We start from the raw sequence: 20887 nt of genomic DNA, 5'->3' as shown, positions 1-20887 counted from the left end.
TTTAGTTTTAAAATTTGTTTAAAGATTTCCTGCTTCTCTTAAAAGTTTATAGTATGAGAATACAATGTTGATCTCTGAATTTGCCAATTGTAATTCAGCATCAAGCTTGGCGTTGCTGGCATCAAGCAGATCCAGTAAGATGGCAAGTTGGTTGTTGTATTTGCTTTCCATAATTCTGTAATTCTCACTGGTCAAATCGGCATTCACTTCAAGGGTCTTATTTTGGGTGACAGCTTCATTGTATTTGATATAGGCTGAATTCACCGCAATTCCGATAGACAGACTGGTGTCATTCGCCTGATTGATGGCTTTTTGCTTTTCAATCTTGTTCAGCTGGAGTTTCTTCGGCGATTTGAACAGCGCATCGATATTGAAATTCAAGGATAAACCTGCATTGTAGCTATTACTGAACATATCCATTGCCGGAGAAGACGAAGTAAGCGGACGCTGCAGATTGTTACCCGCAAAAGCTGCCAGCGAAGGAAGCATTTCTGCCTTGGTGATCTTTGCAGAAACGTCATAGATATCCACAGATCTTTCGGTGAGCCGAATAGCCGGATGGTTTTGAGCCATTTCCTTGTATTCCTGTAATTGGCCGATAGCTTTAGAATGATCAAGAATGGAATTTTCCGGGATGATTTTTATATTTTCGTCCAAACCAAGCGCAACAGTGAGTTGTTTGTTGATGATCTGCTGGTTGTTGTTGACCACCTGCAACGCCAGTTGTAGATTGGATAGCTGCAATTCTCCACGAATGACATCATTTCTGGTGACCATTCCCTGATTGTAGAACTTTTTGATATTGTCAAGACGCTTTTTTGCCAGATCAATATTCTGGTGATAAACATTTTCCTGATTGTAAAGTTTTGAAAGATCCAGATAATAACCCAAGACAAGCAGTTTTATACTTTGCTCATTGTTCTCATAACTCAGTTCAGACAATTCTTCCTGCAATGTTTTGATCTTGATGCCATTTCTTACCGTATTGCCTTTCCAGATCAGCTGACTCGCCTGAAGTGAAAAAGTATTCCCAAAATGGGGCATTTTTGCAGTTGTCACTTTGGAAAAATCTTTATCAAGAATGGTAACATCACCCAGATAGAAGCCCTGCAATCCAGCTGTAATTTCCGGCAACAGATTATTTTTTGCAATCTCCACATTCTGCCGGGCAATATCGATGTCAGATCTGTATACTTTTAAGGTCGGATGGTTGGCCTTTACCATTTCAAAAAGTTCATTTACAGAAAATGACCTCTCTGAAATATTTTGCGCATTTAAAAATTGTAATGTTGAAAGCAAACTGAAACACAGCAACAGTTTACCAAGAAATCTCGTCATTATCCTTTGCTTTAAAATTTATAGTGCAAAGGTCAATCAATCAAGTGTTTGATAAAAGGTTAGCAAAACACAAAAAGAAGTCCAAATGGTATCAGTATTTTAGATACATCCATCTTAAAATTCTAAAATATAGGATCGATCAGATGATTGTGTTTTCTGAAGTTCAGTGGACTCAACCCTGTATGTTTTTTAAAAAACTTCCCAAACGAATACTGATCAGAAAACCCCAATTCGCCAGCAATCATACCGACTGTATTGTTGGGATGTAAAAGCATTACTTTAGCCTCGTTCATCAGAGCATCTGCAATAAAGCTAGTCGGCGGTGATTTTGTAATTTCCCGTACGCAGTTGGAAAGGTATTTAACGGAGATCAGAAGACTCTCGGCGTAGAAAGACAATTCTTTCTTTTCTTTGAAATGCCTGGAGACCAATTCCAAAAATGAAATGGTAATCTCTTCTTTTCTAAGATTTTTTTGTGGTGATGAACTTTCGTTAACCAGCAAAAAGCTGGTAATGATGTAAATAACTGAGGTTACGATACCTGTCAAAACCTCGTTTTTGAACTTGTGGTCAGTATTGCTGGCAGAATAATAATTGGCCAACGTCAGCAACTGTTTGAGGTAATCAAATTCCAAATTATTGATCTCCAGAGTATGTTTATTTTCCAGTTGTGCCACCTGATAAACATCATAGCGGTTGAATTTAAAATTGATCTGGCTCTTCAGCCTTTCTCTATCAAAAGACAAGACAAACAATTTTAAATTTTCAGTATAGCTTTCAATCCTGTAAAGATTATTTGGAGAAAGTAGCAAAAGATTTCCTCGATTGCACTTGCGAGAAATATTATTAATATCCACCGAAATTTCCCCTTCATAAACACACATAAATGCAAGCGTACTCGGGTGAAAAGAGTCACCGAGATTTACATTTTCCACAAAAATCTGTTCAGTTAAAATTCTGATCATCTTACAAATCCTTAGAACTTACAATTTACAAACTATTTTTATTGTGTGGTAGAACGCAATTTTACGGGTTAAGTAGGCTTGCTATAATAATGAGTGAAGCTATAAGATAAATATAACGGCACCTATATCCATTTGAGGTCAATGAATTAATTTCTATATACAAAAAAAGAAATATTAGCACATCACTAAAATTCATTAAATAAAATCGTCAAGTTTTCTATATAGTAGTACTAATATTAATGACTATTTTAATCTTTTATATCTGATTAAAAAGGTTAATAACTTTCTCTATATCAATTAAAAGCTGGTTTGAATAGAGTCTTGTCAAGTCACTTAATGAGGCAACTATCAAATAGTTGTCTCATTTTTTTGCTCATAAAAAATTCTACATCAAACTCTTACAGCCTGATTTTTTATGGTTTGATTTTTCAAAATACGAAAGACTAAGTCTATATGAAATAGATAGCCTAAAAGCGCTCTCAAAGATTTCATCGGTATTGAGTGGTTTGGAGTCCCATTAAGGTTCTAGTATTTTTTCTCTTTTGGTTTATTATAACTTTTTGATCCTAAATATAGCAATTCCAATAATAATTATTGCCTCATTTGGTTTTGTTGACTTAAAGTGGCGAGATCAAGGATGTAACAGATAAACTACTTTAAAAATTTTACAATATTCATCTTATAAATTTTGCCAATCGGAATTTGGTAATTCGAAATAAATATAATGTTTCCTTCAACACTTTTAATCTGCTTCGGAGCAATGGCAAATGATTTATGAACTTGCACAAAATCGTTTTTAGGCAATTGCTCTAAAAAAGCAGAAAATTTTTCACGAATGGTAATGGTTTCCGTCGTGGTTATTATTTTGGTGTAGTTGCCCGTTGCTTCGATGTATAAAATATTTTCTGTTTCCAGTTGAATGTGCTTTTTATTGCTTTGAACAAAGATCCGGTTTGGAACGTTATTTTTTTCAGAAGGAACAGTCTTTTGACCTGCTGAACTAATCGCTTTATTTACAGCTTTTAAAAACCGTTCAAAACCAAAAGGTTTTAGCAGGTAATCCGAAATATTGTGTTCATATCCTTCCAGAGCGAATTCCTGATAAGCAGTTGTTACGATTACCTTGGGTGGGTTTTGCAAGGTTTTCAGAAATTCAAAACCTTTTAAAACAGGCATATTCAAATCCAAAAAAATTAAATCCACTTCATTTTTGTTCAGGTATTCAAAGGCTTCCAATGCATCATAACAGTTTTTCATCAACTGCATATTTGGTATCAAATCGCAATATCCCTTAATGATATCGTGGGCAATATGTTCATCATCGATGATTAAATAGCTTATCATAATTGTTTTAAAATTAGTTGAGCTTTATAAATATTTTCATTTACCGAAAAAGTCAATTCATGCTGATTGGGATAAATTAATTCTAATCTTCTTTTCAGGTTTTTTAAGCCAATTCCGAATTGATTTTCAGTTTTTTCAAAATTGTTTTCAATGGTAAAACAGATTTCGTTTTTAGAAGTGGTCAAACTCATTTTAATAAAAGCATTCTCTCTCAAATTTTCGACTCCATGTTTGAAGGCATTTTCTAAAAGTATGATAAACAACAAGGGAGCAACTTTTAGATTTTTATCAATATTACAATAAAAATCAACGCTTATCAGTTTATGGTAACGCATTTTGTGGAGTTCGATATAGTTTTTCAAAAAATCAATTTCCTCCTGAATCTTTACTGTTTCTTTTTCGCCTTCATAAATACTGTAACGCATCATATCTGAAAGTTTCAAAATCAATTCTTGTGCTTTTTTGGGATCTTTTGCCACCAAACCATATAAATTATTGAGCGTATTGAAAAAGAAATGCGGACTGACCTGGCTTTTCAAAAGCATCAATTCGGCTTTCATTCTTTCGTTTTTCAGGTTGGTGATAAAAATAATTTCCCCAACTAACCAAACTACACCCAAACAAAAAAGCAAAACGTAGTAGCAAATTACAATGATAGCAACTTTCGGGTGATAATTTCCTAAAAATACGACAGATTTGTTTTCCGTAAAGATTACTTCATAAGCCGTAATCATTACAGGAACAACTGCTATTGCCAATAATGTAATCACAATCCATTTTATATTTCTTTTCAGAGCCATCATATTGCAATATTACAACTATAAACAAGCCTCTGCAAGCGTGTTGACAAACGACAGCCAAAGCATTTTGAAATGATGAAAATGAGTGATGAAAACACTTTAAACTTATGCAAATATTGTTTATGTATTTACAGAAGTTGTTTGTCACAATTGTTTTAGAAACGGAACAGGCATTAATAGGTTTACAGAAATTAATCGAAAAATGAAAAAGAGATTTTTGAGATATGCAAAACATATCATTATCACGTTTGTAGTAATAGGAGTTATTGCTGTTTCATTCGGATTGTATCACGGAGCCAGTTTTCGGTATGCAGAAAATCCTGAAATGATGAATTGGGACAAAGACGGCCCTTATGTTTTAACTAAAAATGATAGCATTGTTAGTGTAAATTACATCAGGGGGAATCAGAATGATGGGTTTTATTTAGACCAAAAAGAGTATCCTTTGGATTCAAAAATATCAACCTATTGCTATTTCCCATTAGATTCAACACGATTTGAATTTACCTTAAATAACAAAATCGAAATTCCTAAAAATACGTATAACGACAATTCTAAAATTTTAGCTATTTCTGATATTGAAAGCGGTTTTAAAACTTTTCGTGATTTTTTGATTACCAATAAAGTCGTTGACAATAAGCTAAATTGGACATTTGGAAATGGGCATCTTGTTTTGCTGGGAGATTTTGTAGATAGAGATTTTTCAACTACTCAAGTGCTTTGGTTTATTTACAAACTGGAGCAAGACGCAAAAGAAAAAGGCGGAAATGTTCATTACATTTTGGGAAACCACGAATTGAAAAATATGCAGGGAAATTTTGAAAATACTTCGCTCAAATATTATCACGTTGCTTGTATTTTAAAAAAGCAACAAACCGAATTGTATAGTACCAATTCATTTCTTGGAAGATGGATGTCGAGCAAAAATTCAATTGAAAAAATTAACGAAATTCTCTTTGCACATGGCGGAATACATCCAGATTTAGCAGGTTACAAAACAAATTTGAACGAAATCAATCAAATTATCCGCAGCAATTATTATAAACCTTACTATCCGAATCCGCAGAAAAATTTGGAGCAATTGTTAATTTCTTCTCACAAAGGAATTGCATGGTACAGAGGCTATTTTAAAGATAATTTGACTCAGGAAGAAGTAGAACGAGGATTAAATAAATTCAGTGCAAAATCAATCGTTGTTGGGCATACACTACAGTCAAAAGTCAGTAGAAAATACAAGGAAAAAGTAATAGGAATTGATGTGAAACACCCAAAAGATTACTCTAAAAGTCTTCCCAACCAAAAATCAGAAGGTCTGTTGATTGAAGGAAACAAATATTACAGAGTTTTGCATAATGGAGAAAAGAAAGAGATATAGAATGAACCTCTTTATATTAAATCACCAAAAAGCCCTATTTAATCTAATTGTGCTTGCATTGCAGGTGTTTTTGCTATTGGCATTGATTTATCTTATACCAGTTAAACCTTAAAATGAGTTTCCGTTGCATTCGTAGCACGCAACGGAAACTAAACTATTACCCATTTTTTTATTTAATGGTTTCTAATTTTCGTATCATTGATTTTGTAGCTTCTGAATTCGGGTCTAACTCTAAAGCTTTTTGGTATGATTTTAATGCATTTTCTTTATCGCCGTTTATAAAATAAGCTTCACCTAAACTATCCCAAGCATTAGCATTATTGGGAGACATTTTCACGTTTTCCTCAACACTATTAATCTGCTTTGGAGCAACTACAAATGATTTATGAACTTTATAATATTTCATTTACAAAATTTCCCACTTAATGATATTACAATTCTTTAAGTGGCATTCTAAAAATCAATGCGGTAGCTTATCTCGGAAATATCCATAGACCCAAGTTCCGAGAACAGCACTCACCAAAGTAATAATAACTGCAAAAGCTCCTGTTCCGATTTGTGCGAATAAAGGTCCCGGACAAGCACCTGTAATGGCCCAACCAAACCCGAAGATTAAACCTCCGTAAATTTGCCCTTTGTTAAAAGTTTTAGGAGCAATTGAAATTTTTTCTCCGTAAATCGTTTTTATTTTGAATTTCTTGATGATCCAAACGGAAATCATCCCAGTGACAACTGCGCTTCCAATCACGCCGTACATATGAAATGACTGCAAACGGAACATTTCCTGAATTCTGAACCAGCTGATAATTTCAGCTTTCACAAACACGATTCCGAATAAAATTCCTACCAAAAGGTATTTCAAATTGTGATACCATTTGTGCCGAAGATGACTTTCGTTGGTACAAATGGTATCTTGATGACGTATATCTTTTTCTTTTGTCATTTTTAAATCAATTTTAAAGTGAAAGAATAATTGGCAAAATCACATTTGCCATTAAAAAACCGCCGATCATAAAACAAATCGTTGCTACTAAAGATGGCCATTGCAGATTTGACAGTCCCATTATGGCGTGTCCGCTGGTGCAACCTCCTGCATATCGGGTTCCGAATCCTACGAGAAATCCGCCGACAACCATCAGAATGAATCCTTTTAACGTTAATAAACTTTCAAAATTCATCAGTTGTGTCGGTACAAGATTGCTGTAATCTGTGATTCCATACGTTGCCAGTTCCGCTTTAAGGTTTGGATTGACTGTAATTTCTCCGGGATTCATCAGGAAATTGGCGGCAATCATTCCTCCGAAGAAAATTCCGAGGACAAAGAATAAATTCCAGGATTCTTTTTTCCAGTCGTATTTGAAAAAACTCACATTTGCCGGAATACAAGCTGCGCAAATATGCCGCAATGACGAACTGATCCCGAAAGATTTATTGCCTAAAATCAGCAAAGCCGGAACGGTAAGACCAATCAGCGGACCTGCAATATACCACGGCCAAGGTTCTTTTATGATATCTAACATTAATCTACTTATTTAATTCAAAATTACTTCAAAACTTTACTTTGACAAACGAAATCACTTTTGGGAACATCACTTTGTGCGATTGCATTAAATCCCCCTTCAATTTCGGTGAAATTTCTGTAACCTCTTGCCAGAAGAATGCTTGCTGCCATCATACTTCGGTAACCACCTGCACAGTGAAGATAAAAATGTTCGGTCGGTTCAATATGGTTAATCCACTCATTGATGTAAGCCAAAGGTTTGTTATAGGCTTCATCGACGTGTTCTGCTTCATACTCACTTTCTTTTCGTACATCAATAATTTTCACCTCTTTATTTTCAATTTCCTTTTCAAAATCTATCGCAGAAATTCGATGAACTTTGTCAATTTCTTTTCCGCTGTTTTTCCAGGCTTCAAAACTACCTTTTAGAAAACCTAAAACATTGTCAAACCCTACTCTGCTGAGTCTTGTGACCGTTTCCTCCTCATTATTTTCATCGGTAATTAATAAAATCGGTTGTTTTACATCTACAATCAGAGCTCCGACCCAAGGTGCAAAATCTCCGTCTAACCCGATATTAATCGATTGAGGAACAAAACCTTTCGCAAAATCATTATTATTTCTGACATCCAAAATCAAAGCTCCTGAATGTTCTGCCATGTCCTCAAATTCTTCAGGAGAAAGAGCGTGAAGACCTTTTGACAAAACCTCATCAAAACTGTCGTAGCCTTTTTTATTCATCGCTACATTCATCCCGAAATAGGATGGTGAAGGAAGAAGCCCTTCTGTAACGGCTTTTATAAAGCTTTCTTTATCTTTTTGGTTCAGTGCATAATTGGTTTTCTTTTGATTTCCCAACGAATCAACGGTTTCTTTCTGCATATTTTTTCCGCAGGCAGAACCCGCTCCGTGCGTAGGATAAACGATAATTTCGTCATTCAAAGGCAGTATTTTTTGATATAAACTCTCGTAAAGCAGTCCTGCCAGTTCTTCCTGAGTCATATTCGCTGCTTTCTGAGCCAGATCCGGACGACCGACATCGCCGAGAAACAAAGTATCTCCAGTGAAAAGTGCTTTTTCCTTACCATTTTCATCGATTAATAAAAAAGAAGAGCTTTCCATTGTATGTCCCGGCGTGTGCAGAACTTTGATTTTGATTTTCCCAACTTCAAAAATCTGATTGTCTTCGGCAATAATCGCATTAAATTCTGGGTTTGCCGTTGAGCCATAAACGATTGGTGCACTTGTTTTTTTACTTAAATCAACGTGGCCACTCACAAAATCTGCGTGAAAATGGGTTTCAAAAATGTATTTGAGTTTTACATTGTCTTTTTCCAATCTGTCAATGTAAGGTTGAGTTTCTCTTAAAGGATCAATGATTGCCGCTTCACCTTCAGAAACGATGTAGTATGCTCCCTGAGCGAGACATCCTGTATAAATCTGTTCTATTTGCATTTTGATATTTTTTATTTAATTTTAATTTGATACAAATTTCCGGGTTTGAATTCTGTTGTACAGCTACTTTTGTTACATAAGAGTTTTAATTAATTATCTCCTATTTTGAAACACCGAATGATTGCAGCCCGACTTGAACGGAGCTCTTTTTATGAGGAGGAACGACGAGCAAAAAAGCGGGAGTGGAAGGCGGATAAAGCTGCCCAAATAATATTAGAAGAAAAGTTCTTTAATAATAATGTAAATTCCCATCACCAGAATAAACCATCCAAATGCAGGTTTCAGTTTTTTGCCATCAATTTTCTTTGATAATTGCGAACCAATGATAATTCCAACGATGGCAATTGCGGTGATGGTTGATAATAAATTCCATTCGATTTTAACGTGATTCATTGATGAAAAAAATCCGATCAGAGAATTTAAAGAAATGATGACCAAAGAAGTTCCTATGGCGACTTTCATTGGCGTTTTCAGAAGATTAACCAAAGCAGGAATAATCATAAATCCGCCTCCTGCTCCTACCAAACTTGTAAGAATACCAACTACAGAACCTTCACCTGCCGCCAAAAGTGTATTGTTTTTTTCTGAATTTATCGTTTCAGATTTTAGAACAACACTTTTCTGAATCATTTTATAAGAAGCGGTAATCATTAACCCTGCAAATAGTAACAGAAGAAAAATGTCTTTAGTCACAATGAAATTCCCTATTCTAAAGACTTCATCAGGAATTAATGGAAGAAGAAAATTTCGGGTAAGGAAAATGGAAACGATGGATGGAACGCCAAAAATAAATGCCGTTTTGAAATCGACCAATCCTTTTTTAAAGTACGAAAACGAGCCAACCAAACTGCTGACTCCGACAATGAAAAGTGAATATTCTGTCGCCAGAAAAGCATCAATCCCGAAGAGATAAACCAAAACAGGAACGGTAAGAATACTTCCGCCACCGCCGATTAATCCTAAAGAAATACCGATAAAAATCGATGCTACATATCCGAAAATTTCCATTCCTCAACTTTTATGAAGCAAAAATGGAAATATCTGTGAAGCTGTACAGCTACTTTTGTTACATAGGGAAATTTAGATAGAATCTGAAAGGATAATTTTGTTTCTACCCAGTTTTAGTTTACCGGAATCTTCCAGCTGTTTCAGAAGTCTGGATACAACTACTCTAACTGTTCCAAGTTCATTGGCAAGCTGTTCGTGAGTGATTACGATGGTTTTAGATTGGGAGATTTCTGATTTTTTATTGAGCAGATTGAGTAATCTTTCATCTACTTTTTTGAATGCAATCGCATTGATAATATCGAGCAATTCTTCAAAACGCTTGTGATACAGCCTGAAAATATAATCCAGCCATTCCGGATATTCTTTGATGAATAATGTAACTTTATCCATGGGTAAAAAAAGAATTTCGGATTCTTCCTCCACTTCGGCCTTTACAATGCTTTTTTCATTGTGCATCCCCCCGAGAAATGACATAATGCAGCTTTCACCGGCTTTGATGTAATAGAGTAAGATCTCGCGACCGTCTTCTTCCGTCCGAACGACTTTTAACAATCCTTTCATCACAATCGGTATCGAGCGTATGGAAGCATTTTCATCCAGAATGATATCACCTTCGTGGTATGTTTTCAGGATACCGTTTTGATAAAGCTTATCAGTTAATTGCGGAGAAGAACTGAATTTGGAAGAAAATATAGTTGGGTTCATTATGTGAAAATATGCTACGAATTTACATTAATTTATAAATTTTCGATTTTACATCAATTAATTTTTCTTATCAATAAAATATATCGTAATATTGCAATATTAAATAATTATGGGAGCTACAAAGACGGATCACTTTACAGATCAACAAAATAAAATAGCAGTGATAGCAAAAGCATTGGGACACCCTGCCAGAGTTGCTATTATAGAATACCTGCTCAAGGTAAATACGTGTATCACGGGAGACATCGTCAGCGAATTACCCTTGGCACAACCTACTATATCGCAGCATTTGAAAGAATTGAAAAACGCGGGTTTGATAAAAGGCAGCATTGAAGGAAATTCGGTGTGCTACTGCATCGATGAAAATACTTTTGAGATCCTGAAAGATTACTTTTCAAAAATTATCAATACGGTTACCGATCAGAAATGCTGTTGATGCATTTTTTTAACTTTTAATATCGCAATATTGCATTAGTACAATTTAAATATTTCAGATTTTTTTCAACGATGTTTATCTTAATCAGTTAAAACAAAATAATATGACACTAGAACAAATAAAAGAGATCTTGCCAACATTGGAGAATGTAGAGTTTCAATTGGAAGACGGGGCTTTTGTGCCTGAGCATTTCCACGTGACGGAAGTCGGACAGATCAATAAAAGATTTATCGATTGTGGCGGAGTGATTCGTGAAGAATCAGTGGTCAATTTCCAGCTGTGGAATGCAGACGACTACGAGCATCGGCTAAAACCCGGAAAGCTGCTCAATATCATTAAACTTTCTGAAGAAAAATTAGGAATTGAAAATAATGAGATCGAAGTGGAATATCAAAGCAATACCATCGGCAAATATGATCTGGAGTTTAATGGAAAAGTTTTTATTTTGAAGAGCAAAACCACCGCTTGTCTCGCTCAGGACGCTTGTGGAATACCTTCGGAAAAGCTTAAAAAGAATCTGGCAAAGCTGCCTGTTGCCACTGCCAATACCTGCACACCGGGAAATGGCTGCTGCTAAATCAATGTCTATATGGAAGCACACGATAGAAAATCACACTGGGAAAATATTTACCAGAACAAGCCTTTGGAAATGGTAAGCTGGTATCAGCCAACTCCCGAAACGTCCCTAAAACTTATTCATCAGTTTAATCTGCCAAAGTCTGCCAAGATTATTGATATTGGTGGTGGAGACAGCCTTCTTGTGGATCATCTGCTTGAGTTAGGGTATGAAGATATTACAGTGCTCGACATTTCCCATACATCCATAGAACGCGCAAAAGCAAGGCTAGGAAGCAAAGCCGACAAAGTGCAGTGGATCATTACAGATATTTTGGATTTCAGACCAACAGAGCAATACGATTTTTGGCACGACAGAGCCGCCTTTCATTTTTTGACCGAAGAAAATGACGTCGATCATTATATCGAAACTACAGGAAATGCGATCTCCAGAAATGGAATGATGGTGATCGGTACCTTTTCAAAGCTGGGACCAAAAAAATGCAGCGGTATCAATATTAAACAATATTCAGAACAGACAATGACAGATCGGTTTAAAAAATATTTTGAAGCGATCGAGTGTTTTTCTGTTGATCACAAAACACCTTTTGAAACCATTCAGAATTTTGTATTCTGCAGTTTCAAAAGAAGAAACACCATTTCTGATAATGCTAAATCTTAAAATTACTGACAACAGCAAAACTACCATTTTAATCCGTATGGAACTTCCGCACGGAAGCCGAACCGACTGGGCGAGGCTTTTGGGAAGTTTTTTTTTGCTGATCGAAGGGACAGGTTGTTGGTCATTCGATAAAAAACTGATCCCAAATGGAAAATAAGGTCAGCATCAAAGAGATCATTCTTCTTTTTCTCAAATTGGGCATAATAGGATTTGGAGGTCCAGCCGCTCACATCGCAATGATGCAGAACGAAGTAGTGGTCAAAAGGAAATGGATGAGCGAACAGCATTTTCTCGATCTTTTGGGAGCAACCAACCTCATTCCCGGTCCCAACAGTACGGAAATGGCCATACACATCGGCTATGAAAAAGCAGGATGGAAAGGTCTCCTGGCAGCCGGTTTATGCTTTATTGTACCGGCCGTGCTGATCACGGGAGTTTTTGCTTTTTTATACCACCAATACGGACAATTGCCACAAGTTCAACCGTTCATTTACGGTATCAAGCCTGCAATTATTGCGGTAATCATCGGCGCAGTGTATCCATTAGCAAAGAAATCAATCAAATCTGCATTCCTGGCTTTGGTCGGTATGGCTGTATTATTAAGTTCCTTATCAGGAATCAGCGAGATCTATCTGATGTTTGGTGCGGGCTTATTGGCCATAGTTGTATTCTCGTTTCAAAATAGGAATAATGGTAACACTATGCAGGGTTTTGTTCCTTTATTATTTTTTAAGGTTAGTCAAAGTGAATTTCTTTCAGAAACAAATGTCAAATTGTTCTGGATCTTCCTTAAAATCGGTTCGATACTGTATGGGAGCGGGTATGTACTCTTTGCTTTCCTTGATACAGAATTGGTAGCAAAGGGATTGCTCACAAGACAACAGTTGATGGATTCGATCGCGGTGGGTCAGTTTACACCCGGACCAGTCTTTTCTTCTGTGACCTTTATCGGTTATCAGATCAATGGATTATCAGGTGTCATCCTTTCTACCATTGCTATCTTCCTTCCGTCATTTATTTTCGTCGCATTCATCAATCCGCTGATGAAAAGGATACGCAGATATAAAAGCTTATCGGCTTTTCTTGATGCCGTCAATGTAGCTTCTGTAGCAATCATAGCTGCCGTCTGCTTTACAATGGGTAAAGAAACCGTTACGGATTGGCGAACGATTACTATTGCATTGATCAGTGCTTTTGTTATTTTCAAATACAAAAAAATCAATAGTGCGTTCATCGTTTTAGGAGGTGCATTATTAGGTTATATTTTAAATATCATTTATAAAAATTATAATTAAAAAGAAGTCCGTTTAACAATACTAATAAAATAAATAAAAATGATCCAGACCATTTCAAAGATGATAGAATCAATTTCTATAGACTCTATTACAGAAGAAAGAAAAACTGTTTTGCAACCATTGATAGATTATTTACAAAATAAAGCTGAAGCGAACCAAACCATCAGGCTGAACTTTATCTGTACCCACAACAGCCGAAGAAGTCACCTGTCCCAGATCTGGGCGCAGACCATGGCTTTCCATTTTGATATTAAGAGCGTGTATTGTTATTCCGGAGGTACAGAGGCGACCGCAATGTTCCCAAAAGTGGCTGAAACATTGGAAAACCAAGGATTTCAGATTCAGATGCTGAGTGAAAATGCGAATCCTGTCTATGCAGTAAAGTATGCAGAAAATGAAGTTCCTATCATCTGTTTTTCGAAAGAATACAGCAATGAATTTAATCCCAAAAAAGAATTTGGTGCGATTATGACCTGCAACAATGCCGATGAAGGTTGTCCTTTAGTAATCGGAGCAGAAGCAAGATTTCCTATCAAATATGATGATCCCAAAGCCTCAGACAACACGCCGGAACAAACAAAAGTCTATGCTGAAAGAAGCCTTCAGATCGCCACAGAGATGTTTTATATTTTCTCACAGGTAAAAAAATAAAATGGAAATAATACCATTACGAAAGGATCATTTTCCCGAAATCGCTGAAATATACTGTCAAGGGCTTGAAATAGGCAATGCCACATTCGAAACAACTGTTCCGACTTGGGAAGATTGGGACAAAAGTAAACTAAAACACAGCCGACTGGTTGCTATAATTGACAACACGGTTGTTGGCTGGGCGGCACTCTCTGCAGTAAGCGACCGATGTGTCTATGGTGGTGTTGCAGAAGTAAGCATCTACATTTCCAATAATCATCAAGGAAAAGGCATAGGAAAAGCATTAATGCAAAAACTGATAGAAGAAAGTGAAGGGAACGACATATGGACATTGCAAAGTGGTATGTTTCCTGAGAATGAAGCAACAGTGGCTCTTCATCAAAGTTCGGGCTTCAGAATGATAGGTTATCGCGAAAAGATCGGAAAGCTAAGAGATACTTGGCGTGACACGGTCATTATGGAAAGAAGAAGTAAAACAGCAGGAATAAATTAAAACAGTATGCAACCAAAATTAAAATTTCTGGACAGATTCTTAACACTATGGATATTTCTTGCCATGGCAGTCGGAGTAGGTTTAGGATATATATTTCCGGAAATAACAAACATCACAAATTCACTTTCTGTTGGGGCAACCAACATTCCACTGGCAATTGGATTGATTTTAATGATGTATCCCCCCCTCGCAAAAGTGGATTATTCACTATTACCGATAGCATTTAAAAATAAAAAAGTCATCAGTATATCATTGCTACTAAACTGGATCATCGGTCCGATATTAATGTTTGTGCTTGCCATTATTTTCTTAAAAAACGAGCCGGACTATATGATAGGATTGATCCTCATCGGATTGGCAAGATGTATTGCAATGGTCATCGTCTGGAACGATCTGGCCAAAGGAAACAGAGAATATGCTGCCCTATTAGTCGCTTTAAACAGTATATTTCAGATATTCACCTACAGTTTTTTTGTCTGGTTATTCATCAATGTTTTACCAGGAAAATTGGGGCTGGCCAATTTCAATGTAAGTGTATCAATGAAGGACGTAACAGAAAGTGTTCTCATCTACTTGGGCATCCCGTTTCTGGCTGGTTTCTTGAGTCGCTATTTTTTGGTTAAATTAAAAGGTCTGGATTGGTACAACAGAAAATTTGTACCGGCAATCTCTCCCATAACCTTATATGCTTTATTATTTACCATCGTTCTGATGTTCAGCCTGAAAGGCGAAAAAATAGTGGAACTACCGATAGATGTTATAAAAGTTGCGATACCACTCGTAGTGTATTTCGTACTCATGTTTTTTGTCAGCTTCTTTATCAATAGATCGATGAAAATACCTTATGACAAAAATGCATCCATCGCATTTACGGCCACCGGAAACAATTTTGAACTGGCAATCGCAGTGGCGATCTCTGTGTTTGGAATCAACTCTGCTCAGGCTTTTGTAGGGGTTATCGGCCCATTGGTAGAAGTTCCGGTTCTGATTTTGTTAGTAAGAGCAAGTCTTTGGCTGAAGAAAAAATATTATATATGATAATTTAGATTGACAGATCGGAAAAATAGGTCTATATAAATGAAACTTTCAAACAAATCATTACAAAAAATGAAAAGAATTTAGCTTCGAATATTATTAAAATTCTTTCCAAATGTTTCGATATTTCTTCGGTTATGGTTACAAGACAGGCAAAGCCAACTAAAGGCCAACTATTCCAAACTTACCTCTTTTTAATTTTCGAAATTAAATTGAAATTTGCTCTGACAATCTCACACTGTTCGTCTTTCAGTGGCAAGAGCGCGATTGGTGGCATACAATCCGAAATTTGATCCGAAAAATACATCATTCCCAATCTTGATTTCCGTACAATGCAAAATGATGCACCCGAAGTTTATGTAATTGAGAAAATCTAATTTATATCTTTTTGCAAGTTAGATATATATTCTGTCGGAGTTATACCTTCAATTTGCTTAAAAACTCTGTTAAAAGTAGATTGATTCGAAAATCCAGATTCTGTGTAAATGTACATCAGTGTAACTCTGCTAATATCATTTTCGGAAAGCAGTTTTTTTACATTGTTAATTCTGCAAGTATTCAAATAATGATTAAAGTTTGAAAAATCATTCGCTTTAATTGATTTAGAAATATATAAATTATTGGATTTTAACATGATTGATAGTTGAGAAATTGTAAAATCTACATCTTTAAAATATGCCTCTCTTCTAAAATCTTTTTCACCTTTTTAAATAAAGCAATATACTTTTCTATATTTTCATTTTCGGAGAAAGCAAATTTATCTTTTTCAGTAGATTCTACAGGTGTAAAAACCTTAGTATCATCAAGAAAATTACTTTGTATTTGACGCTGATTATTTTCAGCAAGATTCAATTTATTAAAAAATTCTCTTCTATTTCTGCTTTTCTTATTTTTTCATTGTAATACAGTAAAATACTGAAAACAGCAAGATTCGCTAATCCAACAAATGTATCAGAGATCACCATTACATTTACATTGGTGAGACTGAAATAATCAAACTTGAATAATTTAGTAAGAATACTTACCGTAACAATGATGAGGAATATATATACTGAGTATATGTAAACGTATTTTTTTCCAAGTAAAATATGTGCTCCAAGCGGAACCGGTAAAAGCCACATGGCAGTAGCCGCCGAGTATTTCCAAAAATCCAACATGATAAATCCCGCAAATAATGGAGCATAGGTCATATAAAGATGTACAAGTAATTTTATATTATAACTTTTGCGAATGATCATAAATGTATAAAATAACAAAACACTATAAGCAAATGTACAGGCTGCAAAAAATGAATCTTTAATTATAAAATAAAATACCAAAGAGTATCCAAGTAAAATACCGAACATTAAATACACATATTGAGAAATTAATTTTCTTTTCAGTGCATCCACAGACATATTTATAAATTCTATACTGCTTACCATCTTAATTTTTTTCAAACAAACACATGAAATTTTTGCTTGAAGTTAGTTACTTAAATTTTAAATTAAACTTAAAACCCATTTTAAATTGATTTTTTTGTTGCCAAATTCACTCCTTTTGCAAAAAATAAGTCACAAATTTAATAATATATGATCGTGTTCAACAATACAAATCTGTTTTATTTCATCACTTAACAAAATGCGATTATTTAGATCGATAGACTATTTATGGACCAATAATGTTCTTATGTATTTGGCATATATATCAATTTTAAAATTTTCATTAAGATTATTTCCTATTCCCCTGCAATTTTATAATAGTTGTTGTGTCGACCCAAATACTTCAATGGTTTTATTCATAGCATCTACCCAAAAGAAATACCCCTTGCCGCAGGTGTATATTTTGAATATTTTTAGACCTAACAAAGTCACTGTTAATCTTTATTAAAATTGGTGATCGCGACGTAAGACATTTGTTTTGCCACAAATATTGAAATACTTACCTCACATTAAATATTATGATTATTTGATCTTAATCATATTCTTATAGATCTGCCCGTCTTTTATAATCAGCAAAAAATTCTTTTCAGGATCGGCCACTAATGATAGATTCTTTAAAGGATTACCATCAATTAATAACAAGTCTGCCAAAGCTTTTTCTTCCACTACACCAAGCTTGCCCGGATAAGGACTGCGCAATCCTGAAAGTTGCAGCAACTCTGCATTATCCTGTGTAATCATTTTTAGAATTTCGGCATTAGAAAACCATTTCTGAAGCCGTAGTATATAACTATTTTGATATTCGTTAAGTTCTGGCTCGAAAAGAAAATCTGTTCCCCAAGCTAATCTTACACCTAATTTTTTAGCCAGTGGCCACACTTTATTCTGACCTTCCAATACTGGTATACGCTTTTCTTTTCTTTGCTCATCCATATTGTCGTTATTGTCCATCAGATTTTGAAGACTTAACCAAACTTTTTTCTCTGCAAGCAGCTTCAGAGTTTCTTCGTCAAGCATCTGACCATGTTCAATGCACTTTACACCTGCTTCTACAGCACGTTTTACAGCTCTTGGCGTATAAGCATGTACCATCACATAAGTACCCCAGTCTTCTGCAGCATCTACAGCCGCCTTCATCTCCTCCAAAGTATATTGCGTTACATCGATGGGGTCGTAGGCAGAAGAAGTACCACCGCCTGCCATCAATTTGATCTGACTGGCACCAAAGCGAAGATTTTCTCTAGTAGCAGTTAAAACATCATCGCGTCCATCAGCAATAAAGGTAGCTCCCAACTGTTCTGCACGGGAAGCTTTACCAAAAAAGCGACGCGAACGTTCATCAGGTGTCCTGAAATCACCATGTCCCGCTGTCTGGCTGATTGTGGCTCCCGAAGGCCATATACGAGGTCCAACTGCTTTTCCTTTGTCAATAGCCGCCTTCAACGGAAAAATAGGACCTCCCGCATCCCTAACACTTGTAAAACCACGCATCAGCATCTTTTGTGAAGACAATATCACATCATTGAACAGAGTTTCTTCCGACATATCCGGAGAAGTCATTTGCGCCATCGTTAAGGCTCCAAATACCATATGTACATGAGCGTCGATAAGCCCCGGCATCAAAGTTTTTCCTTTACCATTAATCGTTATCAGGTCCTTACCTTTAACGCTGATATTTCGATTACTTATTTTCTGAATGAAGCCATCAGAAATCAAAACATTCATTGGAGCAGTCAAATCAGATTTTTGATGATCCAATATTCTCACATTCTCTATTAGAATTTGCTTGGATTGAGCAATTGTTATAGTTGTGCCGATAAAAAATGACAAAAATAATGATCTGAACATCATAAGATATGAATTATTTATACTTACCACTAATATAATATAAATTAATAAAAGTACCAGAGAAGTCAACTGTTAATTAATTTTGTAGGGATAGGTATTGTAAATATGCAAAAACGCCTTACATCACTTTATCCGTCACGATATTTATAATAAAAAAAGACAAAAATATTTTCAGCGCCAACCTTGAAATAAAGTTGTAAAGTATGAGAAAAATAAAATGCTTAGCAGAAGATGATGAGAAACTAGCCCAGAAAGTTTTGGTTCATCATATTTCAAATTTGAAATTTTGCAGCTAGAAAATATACGCAATAACGTTTTTGAATAAAAATGGAGAAATTGATTTGTTTTTTTGGACATTAAAATACCCGAGATCAACGAAACTGATTTTGTTTAAAAATGTTCAAAAAGTAAGTCAGAATTCAAAAAAAACAGGAGTTCAATTCGATGATGAATGGAAAAGATGATGAAAGTTTTATGTAAAAGTGGTAAACAGCTGGTAATTTGATCTTTCACCAGACATTAATGACCATAGATGCAACATGTGATATCGCAACACCTTTCCTATATCGTGGTGAAGTGTATAAAAATTAAAAATAATGTAAGCTGAATAACCTGAATTTTATTGTAAGTATCTTATTCTAAAATACTTGAATGCTCCAACCTCATTCTTATTAAAAATAATTTTTAAACACATATTAATTATAAATTAATCATAATATAGTGATTATTACTATTTATTTTATTAATTTTAGACAGTTTAACAAACATATTATTCTATGTTTGATAAAAGCTAATACACCAAAAAACATGATATAAATGAATACTTCTTTAATAATAAAAAAGCAAATGCTTTTTTATTTCACACTCTTAAGCTTAATATTTACAGCACAGCTACCCGATACACTTAAAAAAAATTCGGAAGAAATAGTACAATATCCTCAATTACAATTCAAAGGACTATTCCAAGCACGTTATCTTGTTGGGATGTCTAAAGACGTCGATGTTAACGGACTTCATCATTCCGATCATAGTGGAACTGACAACAATTTCATGGTGAAATACATGAGAGTTCAGATGCGGGCACAGATCAGCAAACGTACTGAAGTTGTTGCACTCGCCAACTTAGCAGACTTTAAAAATGACCCCAAAAGCAGGGTTCTCGAAAATGCCTATTTAAAATACACCTTCAACCCAAAATTAGCCTTTACAGTAGGGCAGTTCAGACCTTGGTTCGGGATTGAAGAAACCTACCCTATTGATATTATCAAATCACTGGACTGGTCCAATCAATATACGGAATTCGGAAAATTAGGCTGGACAAGTTTTCAAATCGGACTTTCCGCAACCGGACAATTGGAGTTTGGTGAAATTCCTTTTCAATATGCGGTCTCTGTTGTTAATGGAAACGGTAAAAATCAGGTTAACGACAATGATAATGGAAAACAATACTCTACCCGATTAGTTTTTGTTTTAAATAAAAAATATAATTTAAATTTTGGACTAAATGGGGGTATCGGAGAGATTTTTGGAAAAAAGATTTATGCTGTAGGTGTAGATTTAAGCTCATTAATTAATTTCGATTCTAAATGGAGTCTTGATATGCAACTGGAAGGAAAACAGGCAACCAATCATCCTTTATATTTTGCTGTTACTCCAGAATTAAGATCTTCAAATCCTGATGAATATTTAATTCGTGGAGCTTATTTTCTTCCGAATTTAAGATACGAAATCAATCATAAAAACTTAAGTGCTTTCGAATTGTCTTGCCGTTACGAGTATTTAGATACCAATTTTAGATTAAATTCAAATCCTAGACAAACAGTTACACCAATGTTTGGTCTTGAATTTCTGAAAAATTATGGCGCCAGAATTCAACTCGGAATCCAGTTCGACCGTTACAAACATCAGGTAGAAAATACGTCTCAATACAATAATAATTTATTCATAGTTCAAGTCCAAAGTAGATTTTAATCCGTAAAA

Annotated in this window: 24 protein-coding genes; 10 read left to right on the top strand and 14 right to left on the bottom strand. The window is 35.2% G+C overall.

The features are described 5' to 3' along the window. Nucleotides 1-18 precede the first annotated feature (18 nt). From BM371_RS01370 to BM371_RS01355, 4 genes are all read right to left on the bottom strand, one after another. Nucleotides 19-1338 carry a TolC family protein gene (locus BM371_RS01370; RefSeq protein ID WP_034674940.1) on the bottom strand — a complete coding sequence of 440 codons (1320 nt, stop codon included), beginning with the start codon at nt 1336-1338 and terminating at the stop codon, nt 19-21. A gap of 122 nt (nt 1339-1460) precedes the next feature. Then, complete coding sequence (locus tag BM371_RS01365) at nt 1461-2303, bottom strand: helix-turn-helix domain-containing protein (protein ID WP_051882693.1); 843 nt, start codon at nt 2301-2303, stop codon at nt 1461-1463. 651 nt (nt 2304-2954) lie between these two features. Continuing rightward, entirely contained in the window at nt 2955-3647 is a 693-nt protein-coding gene (locus BM371_RS01360) for a LytR/AlgR family response regulator transcription factor (RefSeq protein WP_034674937.1), read from the bottom strand. After that, nucleotides 3644-4450, bottom strand: a complete 807-nt coding sequence (locus BM371_RS01355; protein ID WP_034674935.1) for a sensor histidine kinase — start codon at nt 4448-4450, stop codon at nt 3644-3646. Before BM371_RS01355 ends, BM371_RS01360 begins: the two co-directional genes overlap by 4 nt. A 199-nt stretch (nt 4451-4649) precedes the next feature. Between BM371_RS01355 and BM371_RS01350 the strand changes: the two genes are divergently transcribed. Beyond that, nucleotides 4650-5822 carry a metallophosphoesterase gene (locus BM371_RS01350; RefSeq protein ID WP_034674932.1) on the top strand — a complete coding sequence of 391 codons (1173 nt, stop codon included), beginning with the start codon at nt 4650-4652 and terminating at the stop codon, nt 5820-5822. A 169-nt stretch (nt 5823-5991) separates the two neighbouring features. On the opposite strand, the gene BM371_RS01345 is transcribed toward BM371_RS01350, so the two are convergent. The 6 genes from BM371_RS01345 to BM371_RS01320 all read right to left on the bottom strand — a co-directional run bounded on the left by BM371_RS01345 (nt 5992) and on the right by BM371_RS01320 (nt 10491). Beyond that, complete coding sequence (locus BM371_RS01345) at nt 5992-6228, bottom strand: tetratricopeptide repeat protein (protein ID WP_034674929.1); 237 nt, start codon at nt 6226-6228, stop codon at nt 5992-5994. A gap of 54 nt (nt 6229-6282) precedes the next feature. Then, complete coding sequence (locus BM371_RS01340; protein WP_034674926.1) at nt 6283-6765, bottom strand: DUF6691 family protein; 483 nt, start codon at nt 6763-6765, stop codon at nt 6283-6285. Between the two features lie 13 nt (nt 6766-6778). Continuing rightward, nucleotides 6779-7342: a YeeE/YedE family protein gene (locus BM371_RS01335; RefSeq protein WP_034674924.1), complete on the bottom strand. Its 564-nt coding sequence runs from the start codon at nt 7340-7342 to the stop codon at nt 6779-6781. Nucleotides 7343-7365: 23 nt separating this feature from the next. Then, a complete protein-coding gene (locus tag BM371_RS01330) occupies nt 7366-8778 on the bottom strand; it encodes an MBL fold metallo-hydrolase (protein WP_034674922.1) in 1413 nt (470 codons plus the stop codon). Between the two features lie 213 nt (nt 8779-8991). After that, nucleotides 8992-9786, bottom strand: a complete 795-nt coding sequence (locus BM371_RS01325; protein WP_034674919.1) for a sulfite exporter TauE/SafE family protein — start codon at nt 9784-9786, stop codon at nt 8992-8994. A 72-nt stretch (nt 9787-9858) separates the two neighbouring features. Continuing rightward, the gene (locus tag BM371_RS01320; protein ID WP_034674916.1) at nt 9859-10491 is read right to left on the bottom strand and encodes a Crp/Fnr family transcriptional regulator; all 633 of its coding nucleotides are present in this window, start codon (nt 10489-10491) and stop codon (nt 9859-9861) included. Between the two features lie 109 nt (nt 10492-10600). Between BM371_RS01320 and BM371_RS01315 the strand changes: the two genes are divergently transcribed. From BM371_RS01315 to arsB, 8 genes are all read left to right on the top strand, one after another. Next, a complete protein-coding gene (locus BM371_RS01315; RefSeq protein WP_034674911.1) occupies nt 10601-10927 on the top strand; it encodes an ArsR/SmtB family transcription factor in 327 nt (108 codons plus the stop codon). Between the two features lie 103 nt (nt 10928-11030). Next, nucleotides 11031-11504 (top strand): DUF6428 family protein, encoded by a 474-nt coding sequence (locus BM371_RS01310; RefSeq protein ID WP_034674909.1) that lies wholly within the window; start codon nt 11031-11033, stop codon nt 11502-11504. A 12-nt stretch (nt 11505-11516) separates the two neighbouring features. Further along, nucleotides 11517-12164 carry a class I SAM-dependent methyltransferase gene (locus BM371_RS01305; protein ID WP_034674906.1) on the top strand — a complete coding sequence of 216 codons (648 nt, stop codon included), beginning with the start codon at nt 11517-11519 and terminating at the stop codon, nt 12162-12164. Further along, nucleotides 12151-12321, top strand: a complete 171-nt coding sequence (locus tag BM371_RS20315; RefSeq protein WP_177225335.1) for a hypothetical protein — start codon at nt 12151-12153, stop codon at nt 12319-12321. Before BM371_RS01305 ends, BM371_RS20315 begins: the two co-directional genes overlap by 14 nt. Beyond that, nucleotides 12311-13459: a chromate efflux transporter gene (gene chrA / locus BM371_RS01300; RefSeq protein ID WP_034674904.1), complete on the top strand. Its 1149-nt coding sequence runs from the start codon at nt 12311-12313 to the stop codon at nt 13457-13459. The genes BM371_RS20315 and chrA overlap by 11 nt, the downstream gene beginning before the upstream one ends. 39 nt (nt 13460-13498) lie before the next feature. Next, nucleotides 13499-14110, top strand: coding sequence for an arsenate-mycothiol transferase ArsC (locus tag BM371_RS01295; protein ID WP_034674902.1), 612 nt, complete (start codon nt 13499-13501; stop codon nt 14108-14110). A gap of 1 nt (nt 14111) precedes the next feature. Beyond that, nucleotides 14112-14603, top strand: a complete 492-nt coding sequence (locus tag BM371_RS01290) for a GNAT family N-acetyltransferase (RefSeq protein WP_034674898.1) — start codon at nt 14112-14114, stop codon at nt 14601-14603. Nucleotides 14604-14609: 6 nt separating this feature from the next. Next, complete coding sequence (arsB, locus tag BM371_RS01285) at nt 14610-15641, top strand: ACR3 family arsenite efflux transporter (RefSeq protein ID WP_034674895.1); 1032 nt, start codon at nt 14610-14612, stop codon at nt 15639-15641. Nucleotides 15642-16011: 370 nt separating this feature from the next. Here the strand turns inward: arsB and BM371_RS20945 are convergent, their stop codons facing one another. The 4 genes from BM371_RS20945 to BM371_RS01265 form a co-directional block, all read right to left on the bottom strand. Continuing rightward, nucleotides 16012-16272: a helix-turn-helix domain-containing protein gene (locus BM371_RS20945; protein ID WP_034674893.1), complete on the bottom strand. Its 261-nt coding sequence runs from the start codon at nt 16270-16272 to the stop codon at nt 16012-16014. A gap of 26 nt (nt 16273-16298) precedes the next feature. Then, nucleotides 16299-16490, bottom strand: a complete 192-nt coding sequence (locus BM371_RS01275) for a hypothetical protein (protein WP_034674891.1) — start codon at nt 16488-16490, stop codon at nt 16299-16301. Further along, nucleotides 16487-17077, bottom strand: coding sequence for a hypothetical protein (locus BM371_RS01270; protein WP_131430913.1), 591 nt, complete (start codon nt 17075-17077; stop codon nt 16487-16489). The genes BM371_RS01275 and BM371_RS01270 overlap by 4 nt, the downstream gene beginning before the upstream one ends. A gap of 504 nt (nt 17078-17581) precedes the next feature. Then, a complete protein-coding gene (locus BM371_RS01265) occupies nt 17582-18910 on the bottom strand; it encodes a metal-dependent hydrolase family protein (protein ID WP_034674886.1) in 1329 nt (442 codons plus the stop codon). Nucleotides 18911-19723: 813 nt separating this feature from the next. On the opposite strand from BM371_RS01265, the gene BM371_RS01260 reads away from it, so the two are divergent. After that, complete coding sequence (locus tag BM371_RS01260; RefSeq protein WP_034674883.1) at nt 19724-20878, top strand: porin; 1155 nt, start codon at nt 19724-19726, stop codon at nt 20876-20878. The last annotated feature ends 9 nt before the right edge of the window (nt 20879-20887 follow it).

The sequence above is a fragment of the Chryseobacterium formosense genome (genome assembly GCF_900116415.1).
GTDB classification, from domain to species: Bacteria; Bacteroidota; Bacteroidia; order Flavobacteriales; family Weeksellaceae; genus Chryseobacterium; species Chryseobacterium formosense.
The sequence above is the reverse complement of the archived record's forward strand: the minus strand, read 5'-3'. Positions and strand labels throughout refer to the sequence as shown.

Bases quoted from the DNA above. Each gene is read 5' to 3' on its own strand.
- BM371_RS01305 (WP_034674906.1), top strand. From the start codon at position 11,517: ATGGAAGCACACGATAGAAAATCACACTGGGAAAATATTTACCAGAAC.
- BM371_RS01355 (WP_034674935.1), bottom strand. From the start codon at position 4,450: ATGATGGCTCTGAAAAGAAATATAAAATGGATTGTGATTACATTATTG.
- BM371_RS01350 (WP_034674932.1), top strand. From the start codon at position 4,650: ATGAAAAAGAGATTTTTGAGATATGCAAAACATATCATTATCACGTTT.
- BM371_RS20945 (WP_034674893.1), bottom strand. From the start codon at position 16,272: ATGTTAAAATCCAATAATTTATATATTTCTAAATCAATTAAAGCGAAT.
- BM371_RS01310 (WP_034674909.1), top strand. From the start codon at position 11,031: ATGACACTAGAACAAATAAAAGAGATCTTGCCAACATTGGAGAATGTA.
- BM371_RS01315 (WP_034674911.1), top strand. From the start codon at position 10,601: ATGGGAGCTACAAAGACGGATCACTTTACAGATCAACAAAATAAAATA.
- BM371_RS01345 (WP_034674929.1), bottom strand. From the start codon at position 6,228: ATGAAATATTATAAAGTTCATAAATCATTTGTAGTTGCTCCAAAGCAG.
- BM371_RS01265 (WP_034674886.1), bottom strand. From the start codon at position 18,910: ATGATGTTCAGATCATTATTTTTGTCATTTTTTATCGGCACAACTATA.
- BM371_RS01360 (WP_034674937.1), bottom strand. From the start codon at position 3,647: ATGATAAGCTATTTAATCATCGATGATGAACATATTGCCCACGATATC.
- BM371_RS01370 (WP_034674940.1), bottom strand. From the start codon at position 1,338: ATGACGAGATTTCTTGGTAAACTGTTGCTGTGTTTCAGTTTGCTTTCA.
- BM371_RS20315 (WP_177225335.1), top strand. From the start codon at position 12,151: ATGCTAAATCTTAAAATTACTGACAACAGCAAAACTACCATTTTAATC.
- BM371_RS01340 (WP_034674926.1), bottom strand. From the start codon at position 6,765: ATGACAAAAGAAAAAGATATACGTCATCAAGATACCATTTGTACCAAC.
- BM371_RS01320 (WP_034674916.1), bottom strand. From the start codon at position 10,491: ATGAACCCAACTATATTTTCTTCCAAATTCAGTTCTTCTCCGCAATTA.
- BM371_RS01260 (WP_034674883.1), top strand. From the start codon at position 19,724: ATGAATACTTCTTTAATAATAAAAAAGCAAATGCTTTTTTATTTCACA.
- chrA (WP_034674904.1), top strand. From the start codon at position 12,311: ATGGAAAATAAGGTCAGCATCAAAGAGATCATTCTTCTTTTTCTCAAA.
- arsB (WP_034674895.1), top strand. From the start codon at position 14,610: ATGCAACCAAAATTAAAATTTCTGGACAGATTCTTAACACTATGGATA.
- BM371_RS01325 (WP_034674919.1), bottom strand. From the start codon at position 9,786: ATGGAAATTTTCGGATATGTAGCATCGATTTTTATCGGTATTTCTTTA.
- BM371_RS01365 (WP_051882693.1), bottom strand. From the start codon at position 2,303: ATGATCAGAATTTTAACTGAACAGATTTTTGTGGAAAATGTAAATCTC.
- BM371_RS01290 (WP_034674898.1), top strand. From the start codon at position 14,112: ATGGAAATAATACCATTACGAAAGGATCATTTTCCCGAAATCGCTGAA.
- BM371_RS01330 (WP_034674922.1), bottom strand. From the start codon at position 8,778: ATGCAAATAGAACAGATTTATACAGGATGTCTCGCTCAGGGAGCATAC.
- BM371_RS01295 (WP_034674902.1), top strand. From the start codon at position 13,499: ATGATCCAGACCATTTCAAAGATGATAGAATCAATTTCTATAGACTCT.
- BM371_RS01335 (WP_034674924.1), bottom strand. From the start codon at position 7,342: ATGTTAGATATCATAAAAGAACCTTGGCCGTGGTATATTGCAGGTCCG.